General features: G+C 64.1%; 17 protein-coding genes and 1 pseudogene. 9 read left to right on the forward strand and 9 right to left on the reverse strand.

The features are described 5' to 3' along the window. The 7 genes and pseudogenes from mfd to ACRDTL_RS13760 form a co-directional block, all read left to right on the forward strand. A pseudogene (gene mfd, locus ACRDTL_RS13730) lies at positions 1 to 1773 on the forward strand (transcription-repair coupling factor); the annotation flags it as partial. Beyond that, positions 1745 to 2782: a nucleoside triphosphate pyrophosphohydrolase gene (locus ACRDTL_RS13735; protein WP_431507257.1), complete on the forward strand. Its 1038-nt coding sequence runs from the start codon at positions 1745 to 1747 to the stop codon at positions 2780 to 2782. The pseudogene mfd and the gene ACRDTL_RS13735, both read left to right, overlap by 29 nt. Positions 2783 to 2855: 73 nt before the next feature. Continuing rightward, positions 2856 to 3587: a lytic transglycosylase domain-containing protein gene (locus ACRDTL_RS13740; RefSeq protein WP_431507258.1), complete on the forward strand. Its 732-nt coding sequence runs from the start codon at positions 2856 to 2858 to the stop codon at positions 3585 to 3587. A gap of 54 nt (positions 3588 to 3641) precedes the next feature. Continuing rightward, positions 3642 to 4931 (forward strand): phosphopyruvate hydratase, encoded by a 1290-nt coding sequence (gene eno / locus ACRDTL_RS13745; protein ID WP_431507259.1) that lies wholly within the window; start codon positions 3642 to 3644, stop codon positions 4929 to 4931. A gap of 14 nt (positions 4932 to 4945) precedes the next feature. Further along, positions 4946 to 5557, forward strand: coding sequence for an FtsB family cell division protein (locus tag ACRDTL_RS13750; RefSeq protein ID WP_431507260.1), 612 nt, complete (start codon positions 4946 to 4948; stop codon positions 5555 to 5557). After that, entirely contained in the window at positions 5550 to 6041 is a 492-nt protein-coding gene (locus ACRDTL_RS13755; RefSeq protein ID WP_431507261.1) for a DUF501 domain-containing protein, read from the forward strand. The genes ACRDTL_RS13750 and ACRDTL_RS13755 overlap by 8 nt, the downstream gene beginning before the upstream one ends. After that, positions 6038 to 6964, forward strand: coding sequence for an exopolyphosphatase (locus ACRDTL_RS13760; RefSeq protein ID WP_431507262.1), 927 nt, complete (start codon positions 6038 to 6040; stop codon positions 6962 to 6964). The genes ACRDTL_RS13755 and ACRDTL_RS13760 overlap by 4 nt, the downstream gene beginning before the upstream one ends. 319 nt (positions 6965 to 7283) lie before the next feature. On the opposite strand, the gene ACRDTL_RS13765 is transcribed toward ACRDTL_RS13760, so the two are convergent. Further along, positions 7284 to 8795 (reverse strand): aldehyde dehydrogenase family protein, encoded by a 1512-nt coding sequence (locus ACRDTL_RS13765; RefSeq protein WP_431507263.1) that lies wholly within the window; start codon positions 8793 to 8795, stop codon positions 7284 to 7286. Positions 8796 to 9095: 300 nt separating this feature from the next. On the opposite strand from ACRDTL_RS13765, the gene ACRDTL_RS13770 reads away from it, so the two are divergent. Further along, positions 9096 to 10643 (forward strand): long-chain-fatty-acid--CoA ligase, encoded by a 1548-nt coding sequence (locus ACRDTL_RS13770; protein ID WP_431507280.1) that lies wholly within the window; start codon positions 9096 to 9098, stop codon positions 10641 to 10643. Between the two features lie 30 nt (positions 10644 to 10673). Here ACRDTL_RS13770 and ACRDTL_RS13775 read toward each other — a convergent pair whose 3' ends face one another. After that, positions 10674 to 11015: a ferredoxin gene (locus ACRDTL_RS13775; RefSeq protein WP_431507264.1), complete on the reverse strand. Its 342-nt coding sequence runs from the start codon at positions 11013 to 11015 to the stop codon at positions 10674 to 10676. A gap of 55 nt (positions 11016 to 11070) precedes the next feature. On the opposite strand from ACRDTL_RS13775, the gene ACRDTL_RS13780 reads away from it, so the two are divergent. Further along, positions 11071 to 12345 (forward strand): cytochrome P450, encoded by a 1275-nt coding sequence (locus ACRDTL_RS13780; protein WP_431507265.1) that lies wholly within the window; start codon positions 11071 to 11073, stop codon positions 12343 to 12345. Between the two features lie 87 nt (positions 12346 to 12432). Here ACRDTL_RS13780 and ACRDTL_RS13785 read toward each other — a convergent pair whose 3' ends face one another. The 7 genes from ACRDTL_RS13785 to ACRDTL_RS13815 form a co-directional block, all read right to left on the reverse strand. Further along, positions 12433 to 13725, reverse strand: a complete 1293-nt coding sequence (locus tag ACRDTL_RS13785) for a PucR family transcriptional regulator (RefSeq protein ID WP_431507266.1) — start codon at positions 13723 to 13725, stop codon at positions 12433 to 12435. Between the two features lie 189 nt (positions 13726 to 13914). Further along, the gene (locus tag ACRDTL_RS13790) at positions 13915 to 15081 is read right to left on the reverse strand and encodes an acyl-CoA dehydrogenase family protein (RefSeq protein ID WP_431507267.1); all 1167 of its coding nucleotides are present in this window, start codon (positions 15079 to 15081) and stop codon (positions 13915 to 13917) included. 5 nt (positions 15082 to 15086) lie between these two features. Further along, positions 15087 to 15914: an SDR family NAD(P)-dependent oxidoreductase gene (locus ACRDTL_RS13795; protein WP_431507268.1), complete on the reverse strand. Its 828-nt coding sequence runs from the start codon at positions 15912 to 15914 to the stop codon at positions 15087 to 15089. A 28-nt stretch (positions 15915 to 15942) separates the two neighbouring features. Next, positions 15943 to 16353: a MaoC/PaaZ C-terminal domain-containing protein gene (locus tag ACRDTL_RS13800; RefSeq protein WP_431507269.1), complete on the reverse strand. Its 411-nt coding sequence runs from the start codon at positions 16351 to 16353 to the stop codon at positions 15943 to 15945. After that, positions 16350 to 16817 (reverse strand): MaoC family dehydratase N-terminal domain-containing protein, encoded by a 468-nt coding sequence (locus ACRDTL_RS13805; protein ID WP_431507270.1) that lies wholly within the window; start codon positions 16815 to 16817, stop codon positions 16350 to 16352. The genes ACRDTL_RS13800 and ACRDTL_RS13805 overlap by 4 nt, the downstream gene beginning before the upstream one ends. Next, positions 16818 to 18008 carry a lipid-transfer protein gene (locus tag ACRDTL_RS13810; RefSeq protein ID WP_431507271.1) on the reverse strand — a complete coding sequence of 397 codons (1191 nt, stop codon included), beginning with the start codon at positions 18006 to 18008 and terminating at the stop codon, positions 16818 to 16820. Between the two features lie 210 nt (positions 18009 to 18218). Next, positions 18219 to 19397 carry a TetR/AcrR family transcriptional regulator gene (locus tag ACRDTL_RS13815; protein ID WP_431507272.1) on the reverse strand — a complete coding sequence of 393 codons (1179 nt, stop codon included), beginning with the start codon at positions 19395 to 19397 and terminating at the stop codon, positions 18219 to 18221. Positions 19398 to 19755 lie beyond the last annotated feature (358 nt).

Below are 19755 nucleotides of genomic sequence, written 5' to 3' on the forward strand. Positions count from 1 at the left end.
AGGCCGAGATGGAGGACGCGTTCGAGTTCACCGAGACCGTCGACCAGCTCACCGCGATCACCGAGGTCAAGGCCGACATGGAAAAGCCGGTGCCGATGGACCGGGTGATCTGCGGGGACGTCGGCTATGGCAAGACCGAGATCGCGGTGCGCGCAGCGTTCAAGGCGGTGCAGGACGGCAAGCAGGTCGCGGTGCTGGTGCCCACCACGCTGCTGGCCGACCAGCATCTGCAGACGTTCACCGAGCGGATGGCCGGCTTCCCGGTGCGCGTCAAGGGCCTATCCCGCTTCACCGACGCCGCCGAGTCGCGCACGGTGCTCGACGGCATGGGCGACGGCGGTGTGGACATCGTGATCGGTACCCACCGGCTGCTGCAGACCGGGGTGATCTGGAAAGACCTTGGCCTGGTGGTCGTCGACGAGGAGCAGCGCTTCGGCGTCGAACACAAGGAGCACATCAAGAGCCTGCGCACCCACGTCGACGTGCTGACCATGAGCGCCACCCCGATCCCGCGCACGCTGGAGATGAGCCTGGCCGGCATTCGGGAGATGTCGACGATCCTGACCCCTCCCGAGGAGCGCTACCCGGTGCTGACCTACGTCGGCTCACAGGACGACAAGCAGATCGCCGCCGCGTTGAGACGCGAGCTGCTGCGTGAGGGGCAGGCCTTCTACGTGCACAACCGGGTCAGCTCCATCGATGCGGCTGCCGCCCGGGTGCGCGCCCTGGTGCCCGAGGCCCGCGTCGTCGTCGCGCACGGGCAGATGCCCGAAGACCTGCTGGAATCCACCGTCCAGGGGTTCTGGAACCGCGAATACGACATCCTGGTGTGCACGACGATCGTGGAGACCGGGCTGGACATCTCCAACGCCAACACGCTGATCGTCGAGCGCGCCGACACCTTCGGGCTTTCCCAGCTGCACCAGCTGCGTGGTCGGGTCGGGCGCAGCCGGGAACGCGGATACGCCTATTTCCTGTATCCGCAGCACGCGCCGCTGACCGAGACCGCCTACGACCGGCTGGCCACGATCGCGCAGAACAACGAGCTGGGCGCCGGCATGGCGGTCGCGATGAAGGATCTGGAGATCCGCGGCGCCGGCAACGTGCTCGGTGTGGAGCAGTCCGGCCACGTCGCCGGGGTTGGCTTCGACCTGTATGTGCGGTTGGTCGGCGAGGCCGTCGAGGCCTATCGCGCGGCGGCCGACGGAAAGACCGTCACCAGCGCCGAAGAGCCCAAGGACGTGCGGATCGACCTGCCGGTGGATGCGCACCTGCCGCCGGACTACATCCCCAGCGACCGGCTGCGCCTGGAGGGCTACCGACGGCTGGCCGCCGCGGGGGATGACGCCGCCGTCGGCGCTGTTGTCGACGAGCTGACCGACCGCTACGGCACGCTGCCCGAACCCGCGCAACGGCTGGTGGCGGTGGCCCGGCTGCGGCTGCTGTGCCGCGAGGTCGGTATCGCCGATGTGAGCGCAGCCTCGGCGGCCACCGTGCGGTTGTCGCCGATGACGCTGCCGGACTCCGCGCAGGTGCGCCTGGCACGGCTCTACCCGGGCGCGCATTACCGCGCCACCACCGCGACCGTGCAGGTTCCGATTCCGCGCTCCGGCGGCGTCGGTGCGCCCCGCATCCGTGATCTCGAACTGGTCGCCATGGTGGCCGACCTGCTAACGGCGCTGGATGGCAAACCGGGAACGGTTGGTATAACCGATTCGGTAGGTACCTCGAGACGGGAGCGGCGATGACTGTCGTCTTGGTCGACGCGCGCCGACCGTCGTTGGTTCCGGTGGAGGCCATCGAGCTTCTTGTCGGCGAGGTGGCCTACACCGAGGAGATGCCGGTGGCGGTGCCCTGGTCGCTGCCCGCGGCGCGCCCGGTGCATTCCGGAGACGATGCCCCGGTCCTGCTGTCGTCGGACCCCGAGCACCCGGCGGTCATCGCGCGGCTGGCCGCCGGTGACCGGCTGATCTCGGCGCCCGAGGCGCAGCGCGGTGAACGGCTGGTCGACGCCGTCGCGATGATGGACAAGCTGCGCACCGCCGGGCCATGGGAAAGCGAGCAGACGCACGACTCGTTACGTCGTTTCCTGCTGGAGGAGACCTACGAGCTTTTCGACGCGGTCCGCAGCGGCGAGGCCGACGAGTTGCGCGAAGAGCTCGGCGACGTGCTGCTGCAGGTGCTCTTCCATGCCCGCATCGCCGAGGATGCGTCGGAACACCCGTTCACCATCGACGACGTCACCGACACGTTGCTGCGCAAGCTCGGCAACCGCGTCCCCGGCGTCCTTGCCGGAGAGCAGATTTCGCTGGACGACCAGTTGGCACAGTGGGAAGAGCGCAAAGCGCTGGAAAAGAAGGCAAAGCCGCGGAACTCGGCGATGGATGGTGTGCCTACCGCACAACCGGCTTTGGCCTTGGCGCAGAAGGTGGTTCAACGGGCCACCCAAGCCGGACTACCGGCCGACCTGATCCCGGCTCAGATCACGTCGATCAACGTGACCGCAAAGGCGGACGCCGAAAATACGCTGCGCACAGCGGTGCTGGAGCTGATGGACACCATCCGCGGCACCGAGCGGGCGATTGCCGCGGAGCGTCGCGGAACCGACGTTCCCGACGAACTTAACGTGGCGCCGCTCGGCGTGATCACCGAGGAGGAGTGGCGCGCGCATTGGCTGCCCGCAGCGTCGCCACCGGTCGCCGAAGAATCGACCAGCGACGGGGAAGATCACCCGGCATCAAACCTGGGTAAGCGGGGTATACCCGAGATACCTCGGCGATGACCCCGCGATGTGGCCATTGCCCGTGGGACCATGGTCGAGAAAGTTGGGTGTAGGGGCGTCGTAGGGGAAGTTTGTGTCGCCGGTGCGTTGGCTACGGGTGGTTGTCGTCGTGGGGGCGACCGCGCTACTCCTGGCATCCAGTTGTAGCTGGCAGCTGGGCACACCCATCCCCAAGGGCGTGCCGCCGCCGGCGGGTGACCCGGTGCCGCCGGTCGACACCCACGTCAAGGGCCGGCCCGCCGACCAGCTGTATGCGTGGGCGGCCCAGCGCGCGCCGAAGTTGGAGATTCCGGTCATCGCGCTGGAGGCATACGGCTACGCCGCGCGGGTCGCCGAGGTGGAGAACCCGAACTGCCACCTGTCCTGGACGACGTTGGCCGCTATCGGTGAGATCGAAAGTCACCACGGCACCTATCGGCACGCGACGGTGGCGCCCAACGGCGATGTGCATCCACCTATTCGTGGGGTGCGCCTCGACGGCACCGGCGGCACCCTGCACATCGTCGACAGTGACGCGGGTGACCTCGCCGACGGCGATGGCACGGTTCGGGCGATGGGCCCGATGCAGTTCATTCCCGAGACCTGGCGCCTCTACGGGGTGGACGCCAACAACGACGGCATCGTCAGCGTGGACAACATCGACGACGCCGCATTATCGGCTGCCGGCTACTTGTGTTGGCGCGGAAAGGATCTGGCAACCCCGAGGGGCTGGATCACCGCGTTGCGCGCCTACAACAACTCCGAACCGTACGCGCGCGCCGTCCGAGATTGGGCCACCGCCTATGCGGCGGGTCATCCGCTCTGAGCCACGTTCTAGGCTTAACTCCGGTCCGGAGCTTCACGACGCAAGGAGAACCCAGTGCCGATAATCGAGCAGGTCGGGGCCCGCGAGATCCTCGATTCCCGCGGCAACCCGACTGTTGAGGTCGAGGTCGCGCTCATCGATGGGACATTCGCGCGGGCGGCGGTGCCCTCCGGCGCGTCGACCGGTGAGCATGAGGCCGTTGAGCTGCGCGACGGCGGTGACCGGTACGGCGGCAAGGGCGTGCAGAAGGCCGTGCAGGCAGTGCTCGACGAAATCGCTCCCGCCGTCATCGGGCTGGGCGCCGACGACCAGCGGCTGGTCGACCAGGCGCTGGTCGACCTCGACGGCACCCCGGACAAATCCCGGCTGGGCGCCAACGCGATCCTCGGCGTGTCGCTGGCCGTGGCCAAGGCGGCCGCCGATTCTGCCGAGTTGCCGCTGTTCCGGTATCTCGGCGGACCCAATGCGCACATTCTGCCGGTGCCGATGATGAATATCCTCAACGGCGGCGCGCACGCCGACACCGGTGTCGATATTCAGGAGTTCATGGTGGCCCCGATCGGGGCGCCGAGCTTCGCCGAGGCGCTGCGCTGGGGCGCCGAGGTCTACCATGCGCTCAAGGCGCAGCTGAAGAAACAAGGCCTTGCCACCGCGTTAGGCGATGAGGGCGGCTTCGCCCCCGATGTGCCGGGCACCAAGGCGGCGTTGGACGTAATCGGTCTGGCCGTCGAATCCGCGGGGTTCAAGCTCGGTGCCGACGTGGCGCTGGCACTCGATGCGGCTGCCACCGAGTTTTATGCCGACGGAAGCGGTTACGCCTTCGAGAACAAGACGCTCACTGCGGACCAGATGACGCAGTTCTACGGTGAGCTGCTGGGCTCCTACCCCTTGGTGTCCATCGAAGACCCACTGTCCGAAGATGATTGGGACGGCTGGGTGTCGTTGACGACGTCGCTGGGTGACCGGGTGCAGATCGTCGGCGACGACATCTTCGTCACCAACCCCGAACGGATCGAAGAGGGCATCGACAGGGGTGTGGCGAATGCGTTGCTGGTCAAGGTCAACCAGATCGGGACGCTGACCGAAACCCTCGACGCGGTGGCGCTGGCCCACCACAGCGGATACCGCACGATGATGAGCCACCGCAGCGGCGAGACCGAGGACACCACGATCGCCGATCTGGCGGTGGCCGTCGGCTGCGGGCAGATCAAGACCGGTGCGCCGGCGCGCAGTGAGCGGGTCGCCAAGTACAACCAACTGCTGCGGATCGAGGAAGCGCTCGGTGACGCCGCACGTTACGCCGCCGATCTGGCATTCCCCCGTTACGCGCCGGAAGCCAGGTAGCGGGCCGCATCACGATGCCCGACGCGAAGCGGCCCGACCCGAAGCGGCGCACCCCGGCCCCCAGACCAGGGAAGGCGGGCAAGGCAGGCGATTCGAAGCAGGGCCGTCCCGGTAAGTCGCCGGCCGCACGCCGGGCGGCACCGGAGCCCGTCGAGCCCATCAAACGCGCAATTGCCGTATCGGCCGAGCAGCGGTCCGAGCAGCGGCTGGGCCTGACCGCACGACGGGCGGCGATCCTGGCCGCGGTCGTCTGCGTGCTGACGCTGACCATAGCCGGGCCGGTCCGCACCTATTTCGCGCAGCGCACCGAAATGAAACAGCTGGCCGCTTCGCAAGCCGCGATGCGGCGCCAGATCGCCGATCTCGAACAGCAAAAGGCCAAGTTGGCCGATCCGGCGTACGTCGCGGCGCAGGCCCGCGAGCGCCTCGGCTTCGTAATGCCCGGCGAGATCCCGTACCAGGTGCAGCTTCCGCCGACGGCTGCGGTTACTTCGCAGCCCGGGAGTGAGGCGGCGACGAAGGCGAGTAATGACCCGTGGTACACCTCGCTGTGGCATACCATCGCCGACGCACCGCACGGTCCGCCGCCGCCTCCGTCGCCGGCTCCAGTTGCTCCCGGTGGTTGATCGTGCCGACCTCGACGCGGTGCGGCGGCAACTCGGCCGGGAGCCGCGTGGAGTGCTCGAGATCTCCTATCGTTGTCCCACCGGTGAACCCGGCGTGGTGAAGACCGCGCCGAAACTGCCTGACGGCACACCGTTTCCGACGTTGTATTACCTGACGCATCCGGTGCTGACCGCGGCTGCGAGCCGGCTGGAGTCGTCGGGAATGATGCGCGACATGACCGAGCGGCTGAGGCGCGACCCTGAACTGGCCACCGCCTACCGGCGGGCTCACGAATCGTACCTGGCCGATCGTGATGCGATCGAGCCGCTGGGCACCACGATCTCCGCCGGCGGGATGCCCGACCGGGTCAAGTGCCTGCACGTGTTGATCGCGCATTCGCTGGCCAAAGGCCCCGGGCTGAACCCACTCGGCGACGAAGCGCTGGCGGAATTGGCCGGTGAGCCGTCGATGGCCGACGTCCTGGTGCGGGAGCAGTGGACGTGACGCGCCGGCTTGCGGCAATTGACTGCGGCACCAACTCTATTCGGTTGTTGATTGCCGACGCGATCGACGGACATTTGCGCGACGTGTACCGCGAAATGCGGATCGTGCGGCTGGGCCAGGGCGTCGACGCCACCGGTCGGTTTGCGGCCGGGGCACTGGACCGGACCCGGGCCGCGCTGGCCGACTATGCCGCCCTGTGCACTACCCACGGCGTCGAGCAGGTGCGGATGGTTGCCACGTCGGCTGCTCGCGACGCTGCAAACCGTGACGTCTTTTTCGCGATGACGGCCGAGGTGCTGGGTGTGCGAGCCGAAGTGGTCACCGGCGCGCAAGAAGCCGAACTATCGTTTTCGGGAGCGGTGAACGAATTGGATTTGGCCGGAGCGCCGTTCGTGGTGGTTGATCTGGGTGGCGGGTCGACCGAGATTGTGCTCGGCGAATCGGGCGTCGTCGCCAGTTTCTCGGCCGATATCGGCTGTGTGCGGGTGACCGAGCGCTGCCTGCAATCCGATCCACCTACACCGGCCGAGGTGGCCGCGGCCCGCGAGCTGGTTCGCGAGCGGCTCGGGGAGGCGCTGGATGCGGTACCGGTGGAGCGGGCTCGCACGTGGGTGGGGGTGGCCGGGACGATGACGACGCTTGCCGCGCTGGCGCAGGACATGCCGACCTATGACGCTGCGGCCATTCATCTTTCCCGTGTCGGCATCGAGCGGCTGCTGGCTGTGTGCGACGGCTTGATCGGCATGACGCGCAGCCGGCGCGCGGCGCTTGGGCCGATGCACGCCGGTCGCGCCGACGTGATCGGCGCCGGGGCGATCGTGGTGGAGGAGCTGGCATTGGCGCTGCGCGAGCGGGCCGGCATCGAGGAGCTGACCGTCAGCGAACACGACATCCTGGACGGTATCGCGCTGTCGATCGCCTGATCCTGATGCGCCGTTGGGATCCAATGCTGTACCTCTTCCTTCAGGCGGCTGGTTGCCGCTGCTGGTTCAGGATGACTAATCCTTCTCAAACGGATGTTCGCTTCGTCGCGCAGCCACATAACCGAATGCTGTGACGATGACCGGAATGAGCGCCGGGAACAACGTCATTAGTAACATGACTAGCAAAATGCTGATAGAGCTGAACATTGTTTGTCACCTCTTCTGCGTGAAGCCAGTGGGGATTAATGTGCAAGTTCGAAACGCATCGGCCGTTGCGGATGGCAATCGACCAGGTGAGCCCGGCGCCGTGGCAATCCGATCAGGGACGCCGATGGCCAAGCGGTTGTCCACGCCCATACAGCAAACGGATCATTCTCATCAGCACGGCGCTTCGCCGACCTTCATACGGGAACATGTGCAAGTCGCGCTTGAGATGCCATCGCGAAGTCACCGTGACCCGCAACTCGCAGTACTTCCGGATCCCTGCCTTTCCATTTCGCGCTCCAGTGCCGGAACCCTTCACGCCGCCCATAGGTAGGCCGAAGGCGAAGGAGTGGGAGAAGATGTCGTTGACCAACACCGTGCCGGCCTCGATCCGGTCGGCGATTTTCCCTCCCGCGCGGGTGTCGCGAGTGCATACGACGGCGCTAAGCCCGTAATAGGAGTCGTTAGCCAACTTGACGGCCTCATCAGCGCTCGCGACCTTCATGATCGGTAAAATCGGACCAAACGTCTCCGCCCGCATGCATTCCATGTCGTGATTGACCTCGGTGAGCACAGTGGGCTCGAAGTAGTTGCCCCACCCGGGTTTACGTTGACCGCCAACGAGGATCTGGGCTCCCATAGCCTCGCTGTTTCGCACCTGGCGCTCGATGACGTCCATCTGAGCGGGTGAGCTAATGGCGCCGATGTCGGCCCGGCCGAATCCAGCCGGCGGTCCCACCCGGAGCTTGTCGACCTTGTCCACCACACACCTGACGAACTCGTCGTAGATATCCTCATGCACGTAAGCCCGCTCGATGGACATGCACACCTGTCCGCCGTTGAGCATCGAGCCGTATACCGCGAGATTTGCCGAACGCTCCAAGTCGGCGTCGGCGAGAACGATCATCGCGTCCTTGCCGCCCAGTTCAGTGGTGACCGGGGTAAGGGTCTCGGCCGCTCGCGCAAGAACTTTTTTCCCGGTGGCGGTCGAGCCGGTGAACATGATGACATCTGCTTCATCGATCAGCGCTTCTCCGGTCTCGGCGGAGCCGGTGGCAATCTGAAACACGTTGTTCGGTAGCCCACATTCGATGAGACCGCGGGCAATCACTTCGATGGATAGCGGGGTGATCTCGGATGGTTTGAGGATCACGCTGTTGCCCGCCATGAGTGCCGGGATCGAATCGCCGAATCCGAGGGCGAGTGGGAAGTTCCAAGGCGCGATGACCCCGGCCACACCGCGCGGTACGTAACTGATCCTGAGCTTCTTGCCCAGTACGAACGGAGATGCAGAGCGGTACTTTTGTTCGGCCAGGTACCTTTTGGCGTGCCTGGACCAGAATTGCAAGGCGCTGACGACTCCTCCGAGCTCCAGCAGCACATCTTCGTATTGCTTTCCCGTCTCTGAACACACAACACGGAAAACGTCGTCGGAGTGGTCCAGGAGCCATCGCGCCAGAGGTCGTAGCACTCGAGCGCGACCTGCGAACCCGAGTCGCGCCCACGCGGGCTGTGCGGCGCGAGCGCGTCGGGCCATGTCGCCTATCGCAGCGGTGTCCATGTTGGGCACTGTCGCGACACGCTCACCGGTAACCGGGCTCATCACGACGAGGGAGTCAGAACTCATTGCGTGCGAACTCCCATCGCCGGTGATAGCTTTCGACTGGCTCCGCTGGGAGCCAAAGCTGGAGCCACAATAAAGGCGCTTCCGACGCGTCTCCCATGGTCAGCTAACCCAGGCTTTCGTGCGTTAGCACAAATTGAACGCTCACCAGCGCCACCTTGTTCGCCCGCACGAACCCCTTTGCCGTTTACCCATAGTCGGGACCGGCAGTCCTCAGTAGGTTCAGGCTTGACCACCGCGTGTTCAAGAGGTCCGGTCCAATGGTGCGTTCGGTCTGAAAAGCTCGACGGCAGGAATATCGCGATGTATCTCACTCAAGCGATTCATCGGGCAGTCCAACAAGGTCCGGACCGGGCTTATACCGTCTGCGGAGACCGGCTTCGGACGGTGGTGCAGTCTGCCGAGCGGATCGCCCTGCTGGCCGGTGCTCTACGCGATCTCGGTGTCGCTCCCGGTGATCGCGTAGGTATCCTGGCCTTCAATTCAGACCGTTATCACGAGTACCTGCTGGCCGTGCCGTGGGCGGACGCCGTACTGAACCCGATCAACGTTCGATGGAGTTCCGCGGAAATCGCCTATGCGCTCTTGGATTCGGGCACCCGGGTGTTATTGGTCGATGAGGCGTTCACTCCAATGCTTCCGGCATTACGGGAAGAAGCACCTAACCTGCTCACTGTGGTGTTTTGTGGCGATGGTGAAGGCCCGGCCGGGACAGTCGAATACGAGAAGATGCTAAGCGTAGCCGCGCCCATCGAGGATGCACGACGTGGTGGTGACGACCTGCTCGGGGTTTTTTACACCAGCGGGACGACGGGGTCTCCGAAGGGCGTCATGCTCAGTCACAACAATTTGCTCGCCAGTGCGATGGGCTGTCTGGCCGCCGGAAGCTTCGTCTCGGAAGGTGGCCGGTACCTGAACGTTGCACCGATGTTCCACGTCGCGGGCCTTGGTGGATGGGCGGCGGCGATGTTAGTCGATTCTTCGCAGGTGATCCTGCCTGTGTTCAGTCCGGCTGCCGTGCTGGCTGCGATCGCCGAATATCGAATCACTGATCTGCTGCTGGTTCCGACGATGCTTCAGATGCTCATGGACGCACCGGAATTCGCTGTAGCAGACCTGTCGAGCGTGAGCAGGGTGTTGTACGGTGCGTCGCCGATCTCCGATCAACTGCTGGTGCGGGCCCGTAACGCATTCCCGGCCGCCGGATTCATCCAGGGTTACGGGATGACCGAGTTGGGCGGAGCGACGACCCTGTTGCGACCGAAAGACCATGATGTCTCGGACCTCCTGCGGGCGGCGGGCCGATCTGCACCGCACGCCGAGGTGTGTGTTATGGGCCTGGATGACAACGAGGTTCCGCGTGGGATGGTCGGTGAGATCGCGGTGCGCGGGGACCACGTAATGCTCGGTTATTGGGAGCGGCCGGCGGAGACCGCAAGGGCGCTTCGCGGGGGGTGGATGCACACCGGCGATATCGGTTACCTTGACTGTTACGGCTACCTATTCGTTGTCGACCGGTTGAAGGACATGATCGTGACCGGCGGGGAGAATGTCTTCTCCGCCGAGGTCGAGAAGATACTGGCGAAGCACCCAGGCGTCGTGTCATGCGCGGTGATCGGGGTTCCAGACGATCGGTGGGGTGAGCGGGTGCACGCCGTTATCGTTCCCAGGCCCGGGCAGTCCGTGACTGACGACGAACTGCGCGCGTTCTGTCGTGCACAGATCGCCGGCTATAAAGTTCCCCGCAGTTTGGAGTACGTGGATCAACTGCCACTGTCAGGCGCGGGCAAGATCCTCAAGCATGAACTGCGCGAGCGGTATTGGGGTGACTGCGCACGACAGATCGGCTGAGGATGCGACACACTTTGCCGGTGACTGGTGTCAATCCTCCACGATCCGCAACGCCTGGGTGGGGCAAGCCTCGACGGCCGCTTCGACACCCGCGCGCTCACTCTCGGTTGGGTACTCCGTCAACAACCGCAGCGAACCATCGTCTTGAACTTGGAAGACCTCCGGGGCCTCAGCCTCACAAAGTCCATGGCCGGTGCACTTGCTGTGGTCGATGATGATGTGCATGGCCTCGCCCTTGATGTCCTGCCCGGTCTGCCGTTGATCGTTGCACCTGGAACGTCCAGGTCGCGGCTTGGCATCTGCATGCAATTTAACAATCATTCGATGACGCTTGCTTGTCTGGCCGTACCAACTTTTTGGCTGGTTGACCATGTGGACCGGGACTTCTTCACTCCTATTGTCAAGGGAACCGATATGAGCAAGTAATGTGGAGGATTCCGTGGCTGCAACGGTTGGTGTCGAGCTTGACAAAGTCGATCTCCACAAGATCGACCTTGGAGTTCCCGAACTCTGGCGTGCAGGTCCGCCGCTGGACGTCTTTGCCAGGCTGCGTCGGGAATGCCCGGTTCACTGGAGCGATCTTGCGGACGAACCTAATGAACCTGGCTTCTGGTCAGTAACCAGGGCCAAGGACATCGGGGCGGTCGCCCGTGATTGGGAGACATTCTCCTCCGAACGCGCCGGAATGCTGCTCTACGACGACTGGGGACTCCCGCTGGAAATGGTACGTCAGCAGCTGACTGGCATGGACCCGCCGCGACACGACACGATGCGTGCGTTGTTCCAGAACGCTTTCACACCCAGGAAGATCGCGGGATATGCCGAACACGTTCGGACCGTTATCAAGGAACGATTCGACGAGATCGACGGACGCGAGCGCATCGACCTTGTCGCTGATCTGGGGAAGACCATTCCTCCCACCATCATCGGAGACCTGTTGGGCGCACCACGAGAGGCGGTCCGGAAACTGGTGGAGATGACCGAACGAGCGCTGGGCACCTTTGTGCACAAGGACGGAAACCGCGGCCGTGACAACAAGGGAATGGAGGAAGCCATTGCGCAGGTCGCGGTCTACGTCGCTGAACTCGTTCCAGAGCGGCGGAAGAACCCCAAAAACGACATGACCAGTGTCCTCATCCACGCCGAGGTCGGTGGCTGCCGGCTCGATGTCGAGGACCTGGTGATCTTTTGGGCGCAGGTGATGGTTGCCGGCAACGACAGCACCCGCGCGGTTTACTCCAGTGGTATGCATGCGCTGCTACAGGATCGTGAACAATTCGAGTGGTTGCAGGCAAATCCGTCGCATATCAAAACCGCCGTCGAGGAGATGATCAGGTGCTTCCCGGCCTTCAGCCATTTCCGGCGGACGGCATCACGAGATGTGGAGCTACACGGTCAACGAATCAAAGAGAACGACAAGGTCGTGTTGTGGTTGGTGTCCGGCTGCTATGACGAGGAGCTGAACGACAATCCGATGCGGTTCGACGTGCGTCGGTCTAAGGTCGAGCACCCCGCATTCAACCAAGGGGTGCACTTTTGCCTTGGAAATGCGTTGGCGCGCATGGAACTCCAGTTCTGGGTCGAGGAGACGTTGCGCAGGTACCCGCAGATGACGCTTGACGGCGTGCCGCAGCGTCCAGTGTCGACGTGGCTAAACCAGTACACGTCCGTACCGGTCAGACTGGGACCCCGCGCCGAGTGACGTTGGCTTTGAAAGACGCACCGAATGGAAATTCAGCCAGCGGTGCCGCTCTCGGGGGTGAAGTGACCAAGCCTGCCCTGGCCACGTTTACCGCCTGAGGCCGCTTGGCGGTTTGCTGACTACACCGTCGAGCAGCGTTTCACCGAACCGCTCGACGATTTGCAGGGCAAGCTCCAGTCCCAGCCTGTCGTCGGAAATCGGTCGGCGGCGCAGATCTTCCGCCCGACGCAGCCGGTACAGCACGGTGTTCTTGTGCACGAAGATCCGTGCCGCTGTCCTGCTGGCATTGAGCGATTCCTCCAGCGCGACCCGGAGTGTGTCCCGGATGATTGCAGTGCCCTGATCACGCGCGGTAAGCCCACCCAGCTCGTAGGCGACGAACCGCGCCAGCGCGGCTGGATCCTCCTTCAGCATTGCTATCGGGGCAATCTCGCCGTAGCGGGTGATCCTCGGCGGGGATTCAAACATCCTTGCCACGCGGTGAGCAGCCTGCGCTTCGAGATGTGAGGAACAGAATCCGTCCACTCCGCGCGCGGGTGAGCCGACGGTCAAAATGAGGTCATCGGGAACTTTCGTCTTTGACCCGAGAGCGGTGACATCGGGAATGTTGCGGCACGATATCCAGGCGTACACCGTTGTCGGACCCGCCGAGACGGTAAGAACTCCTGGCGAACCGACTTCGGTTGCGAGCCCTCGCGCCACTTCGACCATGGACTCGTCGGTCACATCAAACGATGCTTCCGGAGATAGGCAGATGACCAATGCCAGCTGAAAGCAACTCAGATCGTGCCGCAGAATCCCGTGCACGACATCGGAGTCCGGTCGTGCGCCATCGAGGATGTCCCGCACCAGTCGTGCGCGGCGCGCGTCCGTACGCTTGCGCCAAGCCTTTTCCTGTCGCATGTATTCATCACTTGATGCGGCGAGCATGGTGTTCATGAACAGAAAGAACCGATCGTAGGTCCAGCGGATGGCATCTGACAACGTAGTGGTATCCGATGCCCGCGCGGTAAGCCGGTCAAGCCACGCCTTGAAGAAGATGGTCTGGCCAACGCGGTAGGCCTGCACCAGGATGCTGAGCGGATGGCCGCGTTGTACGTACGCGGCTACTATGGGCAGCACTTGCTGCACTACTTCGATCGGTTTGTCCGGATCCCGGAGCAATTCCAGGCTGGCCACGGTTAACGCGTGGGCAGCGCGTTCGAGTTCGTCGCGCATGGTTTCGTCGCCGTGGAAGTGTCGCTCCTGTTCGAAGACTCCATCCACCAGTTGTGTTACCAGATCTAACTGATCGGCCTGCGCCTCTCGTACAACCGATGCGACCAGGGAATGGGCGCTATCTGTGATCATGTGAGCAGCAACCGCGTCGGTACGGTTCATGTTGGCACCACCCGTCACGAAAGTTTCGGACTGCGCGCAGCGTGGTTGAGTATCACCCTGGAGCGTGTCGGACGCGAGCCTGGTCCATCGCTATAAGTTTGATGCAGCGAACCGGCGCAATTGGACCAAATTTCAATATTCACCGTATTTTGCCAGAACGCCACCCGGATCATTGAGGTGCACAGCAGGCTACAGGGTGCGGGCGATGATGTCTTTCATGATCTCGTTGGATCCTCCGTAGATCTTCTGCACCCTGGCGTCGGCATACATCCGGGCGATCGGATATTCGCGCATGTAGCCGTAGCCGCCGAACAGTTGTAAACACCGGTCGATCACCGTGCACTGTTGCTCGGTGAGCCACCATTTGGCCATCGCCGCGGTCGTTGCGTCGAGTTCACCGCGAAGGTGGCGGACGATACACGAGTCGAGAAACACCCTGCAAGCGTGGGCGATGGTCTGGCACTCTGCGAGAACGAACTTGCTGCTCTGAAAGTCGAACAGTGTCTTGCCGAATGCGTGGCGGGACTTGGTGTAGTCGATCGTCTCGACCAGCGCCCGTTCGATCGCGGCCACGGCCGTTACGCCGATAGTCAGTCGTTCCTGTGGCAACTGTGCCATCAACTGTCCGAAGCCGCGGCCTTCCTCGCCGCCGAGTAGATTCGACACAGGGACACGGACGCCGTCGAAGGACAATTCGGAGGTGTCCGCGGCTTGCTGCCCGATCTTGTCGAGGATCCGGCCGCGGACAAACCCGGCGCAGTTCTCGGTTTCCACGACGAGCAGTGAGATGCCCTTGGCGCCCGCGGCGCGGTCGGTCTTGGTGACGACGACGACGAGGTCGGCCATGGACCCGTTGGAGATGAAAGTCTTGGATCCGTTGACGACGTAATGGTCTCCGTCCCTGAGTGCGGTGGTCGTGATGGCCTTCAGATCTGAGCCCGCGCCCGGTTCGCTCATCGCGATCGCCCCAATTGACTTGCCCGCGGCCATTTTCGGCAGCCAGCGTCGTCGTTGGTCCTCGGTGCCGTAGGCGAGCAGGTACTGCGCGACAATACCGCTGTGCACCGAGTTGCCGAACCCGCTGTCCAGCGCCCGCGCCTGCGCCTCGATGACGGCTACCTCGTGGGCGAAGCTACCGCCTCCCCCGCCGTACTCCTCGGGGATCGAGCAGCAGAGCAGTCCAATCTCGCCGGCTTTTTCCCACACCTGCCGATCGACGTGGTGCTGCGCTTCGAAGCGTTCTCGGTGCGGGATAAGTTCTTTGGCGAAGAACTTGTCCGCGAGGTCGCCGAGCGCGGTGATCTCGGGATCGCGCCACGGTGAGGAGTAGGTGCCGATGCCGGCACCGGTCATCATGCCGCCTAGCCTTCGTAACCGCCGCCGGTGACGATGATCTGGCCGCTGACATAGTCCGATTCCGGATAGGTCAGCATGACCACTGACCCGGCGGCTTCGTCCGGAGTGCCCGGTCGGCCAAGCGGGATCGTCGCATTCAGCGCCGCAAGGAGCTGCGGGTTGACGCCGACCTTGATCTCGCGGCCCTCGATGTCGATGGTGGCATCGCCGTCGGCGGCTAGTTCGGTCAGCCGGGTCCGGATGAATCCGAAGGCGACCGCGTTGACGTTGACGTTGTACCGGCCCCACTCCTTCGCGAGCGTGCGGGTCAAGCCGATGATGCCGGACTTGGCGGCCGAATAGTTGACTTGCCCGGCGTTGCCGTACAGGCCCGCGATCGAGGAGATGTTGACGACCTTACGATGTACCGGTGTGCCGGCCTGTTTCTCGGCCTTGGCGGCCTTGCTGATCACCGGCTGCGCAGCCCGCAGAATCCGGAACGGTGCCTTCAGGTGCACGTCCAAGATGGCGTCCCACTGGTCATCGCCCATCTTCTGGATGACGGTGTCCCAGGTGTAGCCGGCGTTGTTGATGACGATGTCGAGTCCGCCGAATTCGCCGGTCGCGGTGCCCACGAACCGTTCCCCGAAATCCGGGACGGTGACGTTTCCGGCGCAGATGACCGCGTTGCCGCCGGCCGTGGTGATCTCGTCGACCACGGCCCGGGCCGGCTCCGTGTCAAGGTCGTTGACGACGACGTTCGCGCCCTCGGCGGCGAGTTTGACGGCGATGGAGCGTCCGATACCCCGGCCGGAGCCGGTGACGATCGCAGTCTTGCCCTGGAGTTTTCCCATGATGCTTGGTCCTTTGCCTTGAATAGTGTCAGTCGAGGGCGACCACGGCATCGCCGCGCAGGGTGACGGTGCCATCGGGTAATTTCACCTGCAAGCTGAGGGTGGCGCGGCGCTCGCCGTCCACCTCGTCGATCGATGTCACCGTTGCGCTGCAGGTGGGCTGATCGTGCACAGGCGTGATCGCCGTGAACCGCACCTTGTACGCGCGGAGTTGTTGTTGCGGAACAAGATTGGTCAACAGGCGGGCGAGGTAGGCCATCGAGAGCATGCCGTGGGCAAACACGTCGTCGAGGCCCGCGGACTTCGCCACGTCGATGTCGAGGTGGATCGGATTGTGGTCGCCGGAGGCACCGGCGAACAGCGCCAGGGTGGTTCGGGAGATCGGCTCGATCCGCAGCGGGGTGACCTCATCTCCGACGGCGGGCGTGAACGTTGTCATGAGGCGTCCTTTCCGGCAGCCTTGTTTTGCACCACGGTCATCGAGCGCATCTGAGCAATGACCGCACCGTGCCGGTTGGTGACCAGGGTCTCGCGGACAACAAATTCCAGCGCCCCGTCCTTCTTGTCGAAGACGTCGGTGATGCGAGTCGAGCTGGTCAGCTCGTCGCCGGCGTACGCCATGTCCGTATACACGAACTCCTGTTCGGCGTGCAGCACGGTGCTTAGGTCCACACCCAGGTCAGTCAGGAAGGCGAGGGGGTCGGGGGCTTCGAGGTCAACCCCGAAGTAGAAGGTCGGTGGCACCGGCAGATCGCGGTGCCCGGCCCGGTTGGCCGCACGAACGTCCGTATATGTGGGGTCGGTTTGCCCGGTGGCCGTCGCAAAGGCTCGCAGGCGGCTGCGGGTGACCAGCAAGCTCCCCTCCGTCGGCTCCGTGGCGACGGCAGATCGCGCCAGCGTCATCTAGCTGTCCACCGTCTGGTAAAGGGTCACCACACAGGCCCCACCGAGCCCGAGGTTGTGCTGCAGGGCGGTGCTGACGCCGTCGACCTGCCGGGCCCCGGCCTGTCCGCGTAGTTGCCACACCAGTTCCGTGCACTGGGCCAGCCCGGTGGCGCCGAGCGGGTGACCCTTGGATAACAGGCCACCGGAGGGGTTGGTCACTACCCGCCCGCCGTAGGTGTTGTCACCGTCGCGGATGAACTTCTCCGCGGTGCCTTCCGGGGTTAGGCCGAGTGCCTCGTAGGTGAGGAACTCGTTGGTGGTGAAGCAGTCGTGCAGCTCGACCACGCGAATGTCCTCAGGTCCGATGCCGGCGGCCTCATAGACGTTGCGGGCGGCGGCGGCGGCCATGTCGTAGCCGATCACCTTGCGCATGTCCCCGGCTTCGAAGGTGCTCGGGGTGTCGGTGGTCAGGCTCTGTGCCGCGATCTTCACATTCGCGCAAAGGCCATGTCTGCGGGTGAACTCTTCGTTGCAAACCACCGCTGCGGCCGCACCGCAGGTCGGTGGGCAACACTGCAGCCGGGTCAGCGGCCCGTAGATGCGCGGCGACGCGAGGACCTCATCCGCGGTGACCGGATCACGGAACACCGCGTTGGGGTTGTGCGCGGCGTGTCTGCGGGCTTTGACCGAGATCTCCGCGAATACCGCCGGGTCCGTTCCATGCTCGTCGACATACGCCTGCCCGGCCCCGCCGAAGTACTGTGCGGCGTTCGGCGCTGCGTCGTCCACGCCCTGCAGGCCGTCGCGGATCGCCGCGAACCGTGACAACGGGTCAGGGCGATCCGAGTACACCGCGGCCAGGGCTCCGGGCACCATCTGTTCAAAACCGAGGGCGAGTGCGCAGTCCGCGGTTCCGCTCGCCACCGCCTGGCGGGCCAGGAACAGCGCCGACGACCCGGTCGAACAGTTGTTGCTGACATTGAAGATGGGGATACCGGTCTGCCCGAGCCGGTACAAGGCTGCCTGCCCAGATGTTGAATCACCGTATACATAACCTACGTAGGCCTGCTGCACGAAACTGTAGTCGACGCCCGCATCGATTAGGGCGGCGCGTGCAGCCTGTTGTCCAATCTCTAAATATGCTTCGCTACGACCAGGTTTGGTGAAGGGGATCATACCCACTCCAGCCACCAAGACATCGTTGCTCATCACGCCGCTCTCTTCATCTGTCACGTAAGTTGTGCCGTACCTTAATGTACATTTACTTGAAAGACAAGTCGTTCTCGGGAATTGCACGGTGTCCCGGGCTTGCACGCGTCGGCCAGAGCTGCGCAAGAACTGTCCGGCGCTGATTCGCTATGTCCAGCCCACCGCGCCATGACCAACCGGCACCGGCGGGCCCGATCTACCGATTGTCCGCTAGGCGGCCGGCGTAGGACTGACCTCGCCATCGGTAAGCAGGACCGCTATCGCCATCGCGGCAAGGTTCTCCCAGAACGAGTCGCCTATCAGATGCGGCGTGCGGGCGAGGTCGTTGATGACCGTCAGGGCTGCATGCACAAGGATCCGAGCCGGACCTTCGGCCAGCCCGGGCCTAGCGGCGCATAGTAACGCCACCCATTCGGCGACATACTCCTTCTCGCGGGCTCGCGCGGCGGCGGTCAACAGGGCCGGCTCGGTGATCAGTGCGGACACCAGCGTTGCGTGCTCTCGCGACACTGCCACGTACGACCGGGCGACGGCCTCAAGGGCTTCCCGCGGGCTGTCGCTCTCACGTAGCGCAGAATGCAGGCCCAGCCACAGGGCATGCGTGCCGCGGTCCATGGCCGCATTGAGCAGGTCCAATTTGCTGGCGAAGTAGCTGTACAGGCTCGGTCCGGTCACCCCAGCCTCCGCGCCGATGTCTCCCATGCTGGTCGCTTGGAAGCCGTTCTCACCGAATAACCGGGTGGCGGCGACCAGTAGCCGCTCCCGCTGGGACACCGGGATCAACACATGCCCCGGTGGGGTAGCACTCGACCGCGGCGGGACAATCGCTGTTGCGCACAGGCCGGTGCACGCACGTTCGAGCGTCGATGCGAACTCGGCCGCCGAAAGCTGAACCGAGTGATAACCCGGACTGGCCAGAACCGACTGAACACCCCACGCGAGCAACTCGGGATCCGAGTCTCTCAACTCCGGCCGATCTGCGCGGATAAGGGTGCGGTAGAAGCAGTTATGCGCACGAAGCCGTTCACGCAGCCGCTCGTAACCCGCCTCGGGAAGATACCGTGCTTCCCTCGACCACAGGACGCCGGTATCGCGGATCCGCACGGCGATCGCGCAGTTCGCAGCGAGAGCCTGCCGTATCGACATCCGGTCGTCGAAGACCGGAGCAACCTCGTCAACGCTGCTCGCTACCACCTCCTCGAGCAGCATCGCCTTGCTCGCAAAGTGCCGGTAGAGAGCACCCGGGGTGATGCCCACCTTCTCGGCGATGGCAACCATCGTCACGTCGTGGTAGCCGGATGCTCTCAACAACTGCCTCGCCGTAGCCAGGATGTGTTGGCGGCGGTCCCTGGGCCTCCTGCGCCACTCACTTCCCGGCACCGACACCACCCCCGTCGCGACTAGTAAATGCCCATTAACCAAAACTTACCCCGGTCATGGACGGCCGCGCAGCCCTTGTCCGCCAGATTTCGGCGCTGCTCGGCAGGCTGCCGGTAATCGCTCACCCGATCATGGCATGGACGTCGAGGCGACGCTGATCATCGACGAGGACGCTGGGCCCGCGCTCACGCGGAACGAATTCGCAATCCTAACCTTCAAGTGTGGCTATGGGTTTCACTCCGTTAGTTTCGTCGACCACCGTCAGACCGCGAAGCGGTGCTCGCACGCGCCGGAACAAGCCGGCACACGCCGAACGTGTACCAGCGGCGAGATTTTGGCGATTTTTCGCCGTGAGCGCACGTTGGGC

The sequence above is a fragment of the Mycobacterium sp. genome (assembly GCF_050700595.1).
GTDB lineage: Bacteria > Actinomycetota > Actinomycetes > Mycobacteriales > Mycobacteriaceae > Mycobacterium.

Coding starts and splice junctions, on each gene's coding strand:
- ACRDTL_RS13735 (WP_431507257.1), top strand. CDS start 1,745: ATGACTGTCGTCTTGGTCGACGCGCGCCGACCGTCGTTGGTTCCGGTG.
- ACRDTL_RS13750 (WP_431507260.1), top strand. CDS start 4,946: ATGCCCGACGCGAAGCGGCCCGACCCGAAGCGGCGCACCCCGGCCCCC.
- ACRDTL_RS13765 (WP_431507263.1), bottom strand. CDS start 8,795: ATGAGTTCTGACTCCCTCGTCGTGATGAGCCCGGTTACCGGTGAGCGT.
- ACRDTL_RS13770 (WP_431507280.1), top strand. CDS start 9,096: ATGTATCTCACTCAAGCGATTCATCGGGCAGTCCAACAAGGTCCGGAC.
- ACRDTL_RS13775 (WP_431507264.1), bottom strand. CDS start 11,015: ATGGTCAACCAGCCAAAAAGTTGGTACGGCCAGACAAGCAAGCGTCAT.
- ACRDTL_RS13785 (WP_431507266.1), bottom strand. CDS start 13,725: ATGAACCGTACCGACGCGGTTGCTGCTCACATGATCACAGATAGCGCC.
- ACRDTL_RS13790 (WP_431507267.1), bottom strand. CDS start 15,081: ATGATGACCGGTGCCGGCATCGGCACCTACTCCTCACCGTGGCGCGAT.
- ACRDTL_RS13795 (WP_431507268.1), bottom strand. CDS start 15,914: ATGGGAAAACTCCAGGGCAAGACTGCGATCGTCACCGGCTCCGGCCGG.
- ACRDTL_RS13800 (WP_431507269.1), bottom strand. CDS start 16,353: ATGACAACGTTCACGCCCGCCGTCGGAGATGAGGTCACCCCGCTGCGG.
- ACRDTL_RS13805 (WP_431507270.1), bottom strand. CDS start 16,817: ATGACGCTGGCGCGATCTGCCGTCGCCACGGAGCCGACGGAGGGGAGC.
- ACRDTL_RS13810 (WP_431507271.1), bottom strand. CDS start 18,008: ATGAGCAACGATGTCTTGGTGGCTGGAGTGGGTATGATCCCCTTCACC.